Annotated in this window: 6 protein-coding genes; 3 read left to right on the forward strand and 3 right to left on the reverse strand. The window is 66.3% G+C overall.

Translation table 11 applies throughout. The features are described from left to right. Together ACE3P6_RS19595 and ACE3P6_RS19600 are read right to left on the reverse strand one after the other, a co-directional pair. The coding region (locus ACE3P6_RS19595) for an MFS transporter (protein ID WP_374398112.1) at positions 1–1,080 on the reverse strand (1,080 nt) is incomplete at its 3' end. After that, positions 1,080–1,337 carry a metal-sensing transcriptional repressor gene (locus ACE3P6_RS19600; protein WP_374398113.1) on the reverse strand — a complete coding sequence of 86 codons (258 nt, stop codon included), beginning with the start codon at positions 1,335–1,337 and terminating at the stop codon, positions 1,080–1,082. The genes ACE3P6_RS19595 and ACE3P6_RS19600, both read right to left, overlap by 1 nt. Positions 1,338–1,462: 125 nt before the next feature. On the opposite strand from ACE3P6_RS19600, the gene ACE3P6_RS19605 reads away from it, so the two are divergent. The 3 genes from ACE3P6_RS19605 to ACE3P6_RS19615 are packed head-to-tail and all read left to right on the forward strand — an operon-like array spanning position 1,463 to position 3,491. After that, a complete protein-coding gene (locus tag ACE3P6_RS19605; protein ID WP_374398114.1) occupies positions 1,463–1,843 on the forward strand; it encodes a hypothetical protein in 381 nt (126 codons plus the stop codon). Positions 1,844–1,890: 47 nt separating this feature from the next. After that, a complete protein-coding gene (locus tag ACE3P6_RS19610; RefSeq protein WP_374398115.1) occupies positions 1,891–2,613 on the forward strand; it encodes a HupE/UreJ family protein in 723 nt (240 codons plus the stop codon). A gap of 17 nt (positions 2,614–2,630) precedes the next feature. Then, entirely contained in the window at positions 2,631–3,491 is an 861-nt protein-coding gene (locus tag ACE3P6_RS19615; protein ID WP_374398116.1) for a hypothetical protein, read from the forward strand. Positions 3,492–3,533: 42 nt separating this feature from the next. On the opposite strand, the gene ACE3P6_RS19620 is transcribed toward ACE3P6_RS19615, so the two are convergent. Continuing rightward, positions 3,534–3,674: a UTRA domain-containing protein gene (locus tag ACE3P6_RS19620; protein WP_374398117.1), complete on the reverse strand. Its 141-nt coding sequence runs from the start codon at positions 3,672–3,674 to the stop codon at positions 3,534–3,536. Between the last annotated feature and the right edge of the window lies 1 nt (position 3,675).

A 3,675-nucleotide genomic window follows, 5' to 3' on the forward strand; every position in this document is an offset into this window, starting at 1 on the left:
CCAGCCCGCCAGCGGATAGGTCACCAACCAGCAGGCATGCGACAGAGCAAACTGCGCCGCAAAGACCGCGCCCCGGTCTGCCTCGCGCGCGGATCGGTTGATGATCCGACCGATCGGAGTCTGGGTCAGCGAAAAGCCGAAACCGATCAGCGCCCAGAGCATGATGAGCGCGGAAAGGCTGCCCACCAGCGGCACCAACGCCACGCCCGCGACCATCAGCGCAGCGCCGCCGATCATCACCGGGCGGTCCGCCAGGCGCGACAGGATGCGCGGCAAGAGGAACGCCGCCAGCATCGAGCCGCCGCCAAAGCCCGCGAAGGCCAGCGCCACCGATTCTTCGCCCAGCCCCAGCCGCGCCTGCACCAGCACCACGGTGTTGACATAGACCATCGCCCCGGCGGCGGCGACGGCGGCCTCCATGACCATCAGCCCGCGCAGGCGCGGTGTGCGGGTGTAGATGCGGATGCCCTTGGTGACATCGGCCCAGAAATGCCCGGCCTCGTCCTTTGCCCGCTGCGGCAGCCGAGCGGTCACGACAAGGGCCGCGGAGCCGAGGAAACCCGCAACAGTGCCCACAAAGAGCACCGGAAAGCTCACCACCGTCAGCAGCGCGGCCGCCAGCATGGGAGAGAAGAGCTGTTCCAGATCCTCGGCCAGTCGCAGAAGCGACAGGGCATTGGTGTAGTCGTCCTCGTCCTTCAGCACATCGGGGATCACCGCCTGGAAGGCCGGGGTGAACCCGGCCGAGGCGGCCTGCAAGAGGAAGATCAGAACATAGACCTGCCAGACCTCGGTCACGAAGGGCAGGAAGGCGATCACGCCCGCCCGTATCAGGTCGAGCGCCACAAGGAAGGCTCGGCGCGGCAGGCGCTCGGCCACAGCCGCAGCGACCGGCGCCAGCGTGACATAGGCCACCATCTTGATCGCCAGAGCCGTGCCCAGCACTGCGCCCGCATCGTCGCCCGCCAGTTTCCAGGCCAGCAGGCCAAGCGCGACGGTGGCAAGGCCGGTGCCGACCAGTGCCACGATCTGCGCGGCAAAGAGGTGACGGAAGGTCGGGTTACGCAGGGTGTTCAGCATCAGAGCAACTTCGTCAGGGACTTGATCTCGGCCAGGTCGTGTTCGGCGGCGCCAGTCACGCAATGGTCGATATGGTCATGGATCAGGGCACGTTTCGCCTCGGCCACGGCGCGCTCGACGGCCTGCAACTGGGTCGCCAGTTCAAGGCAGGGTCGGCCCTCGCCGATCATGGCGATGACCCGGCGCAGATGGCCCTCTGCGCGTCTCAGACGGGTGGCGACGGCCGTGTGGCTGGCATGGGCGTGGGCTTCGGACATGAGCTTTACATATCCCCCCAGGGGGGTTAATGCAACATCCCGCCGGCGGACATGGGTTGATCTTGGCTTGACCAGGTTGGGGCTGTATGCAGGGGCAAGGGCAGCAAAGCAGTAAAGGGCGGATGATGGACAGTGGCAGGGCGATCCTGCGCGGGCAGTGTGTGGCGGAACGGCTGGGCGCCGTCTGCGTCACGCTGTTGCTTTGCCTGATGATCGTCATCGTCCCCCTCCTGCTGACCAAGTCGCACGGCCCCGGCGCCTTTGCCGAGGCCGCGCGGGCAGAAATCAGCATTACGATGCATGGCCACTCCCACGATTGGGACGGCGCCGGTCAGGCCGGGCACAATGCAGCCGACCACGATCACGGCAATCTTGCCTTTTTCTCGACCGATCACCGGTCCTTCGCCATGATGCCGCGAAAGCTGAACCTGCGGCTGTCCGACCTGCGGGCCGACGGGATAGAGGGCGGGGGCCTTCGAAGGCCGCCCCGCGCGGCGGTTCTCTGACGGGCGACCTGCCCGCAAGACCGAACCGCAACCAACAAGGAAAAATCATGAAACTCAAGGTATCTGCCGCATGGCAGGGCCTTGGTTGGCGCAGCCCCTATGCGGCGGCGCTGGCCATTGTCCTGTTGCTCTGGGCGGGCCCTGTTCTAGCCCACGCCGTGACGCTGGGTGACAAGGGCTACATCCAGGAAATCACCGGGGTGAAGCTCATCCCCTTCCTCTATCTCGGGGCCAAGCACATGGTCACGGGCTATGACCACCTGCTGTTCCTCTTCGGCGTGATCTTCTTCCTCTACGGGATGAAGCAGATCGGCACCTATGTGTCGCTCTTCGCGCTCGGCCATTCGACCACGATGCTGGTCGGGGTCTATTTCAACTTCGGGATCAACAGCTACATCATCGACGCCATCATCGGCTTTTCGGTGGTCTACAAGGCGATGGACAATCTCGGCGCTTTCCCGCGCTGGTTCGGGGTGCAGCCCTCGACCAAGGCGGCAACGCTGATCTTCGGCTTCCTGCACGGCTTTGGCCTGGCCTCGAAGATCATCGACTACAACATTTCGCCCGACGGGCTGGTGCCGAACCTCCTGGCCTTCAACGTCGGCGTCGAGATCGGGCAACTCATCGCTCTGGCGCTGATCCTGATCTTCATGAACCGCTGGCGGGCGACGCCGGCCTTCGCGCGGCAGGCCTATGCCGCGAATGTGGTGATGATGGCCATGGGCTTTTACCTGATGGGCTTCCAGCTCATCGGTCTGGCCATGGCGTGAGATTGCGGAGAGAAAAGATGCAACAGAACCGTTTTGACATTCACAGCGCCCCGCAGATTCCGCTTCGGGCCGAACCCCGCAATCCACGGCAGCACGCCCAGGCGTCCGGGCATATCCACCACGTCGAGGCCACGTCGGGTGGTTTGCTGCGCTCCAGCCTGAAGGCTGCGGGCGTGGCCGTGGCCTTGCTGACCGTGTTCTATCTTCCCTCGGAATACGGGGTGGACCCGACCGGTCTTGGCGGCGTGCTGGGCCTGACCGAGATGGGCCAGATCAAGCAGCAGCTCTATGCCGAGGCCGAGGCCGAAACCGCGGCACCAGTCGGCGCGGCGCCGGCCGCCGCCGACCCCGCTCTGATTGGCCGGCTGGACCGGATCGAGGCGCAGGTTGCCGTGATCGCCGCAGTCGTGGGGGCGGCAGGCTTGGCCGCACCTGATCCCGCGCCCGAAGCGGCGGCCGCCGTGCCCGAGGCTCCGGCGGCGGAGCCCGTTGCGGAACCTGTGGCCGAGGCTGCGCCGGAACCGGCCATCGAGGCCGCAGTGGCCGAGGCGGCGGTCGCCACCCCCGTCTGGCGCGACGAGGTCAACTACACGCTGGCCCCCGGTGAAGGGATCGAGGTCAAGCTGGCGATGCAGGAGGGACAGGTGGCGACCTTCGAGTGGACAGCGAATGGCGGGGTGCTGAACCACGCCACACACGGTGACGGCGGTGGCGAGGAGATCAGCTACGAGGACGGCCGCGGCGTGCCGGAGCAGGCTGGCAAACTCACCGCCGCCTTCACCGGCAATCATGGCTGGTTCTGGCGCAACCGGACGGAGGAGCCAGTAAAAGTGACGCTGCGGACGGCGGGTGACTATGCCGAGATGAAGGCCCCCTGAACCGGACGCGCTGTTCAGGCGGGGAAACCCGCCTGAACAGCATCAGCCCTGCGGCCCGAACCGCGCGGTGAGATCGAAGGCATCGCCCCGGAACCACTGCCGGACGATGGTCACTGTCTCGCCCCCGCGCCAGGTGCGCCGCTCGATCAGGAGGCAGGGCGTGCCGGCTGAGACGGCCAGCAAG

This window comes from Tabrizicola sp. (genome assembly GCF_041911175.1).
Classification (GTDB): Bacteria; Pseudomonadota; Alphaproteobacteria; order Rhodobacterales; family Rhodobacteraceae; genus Tabrizicola.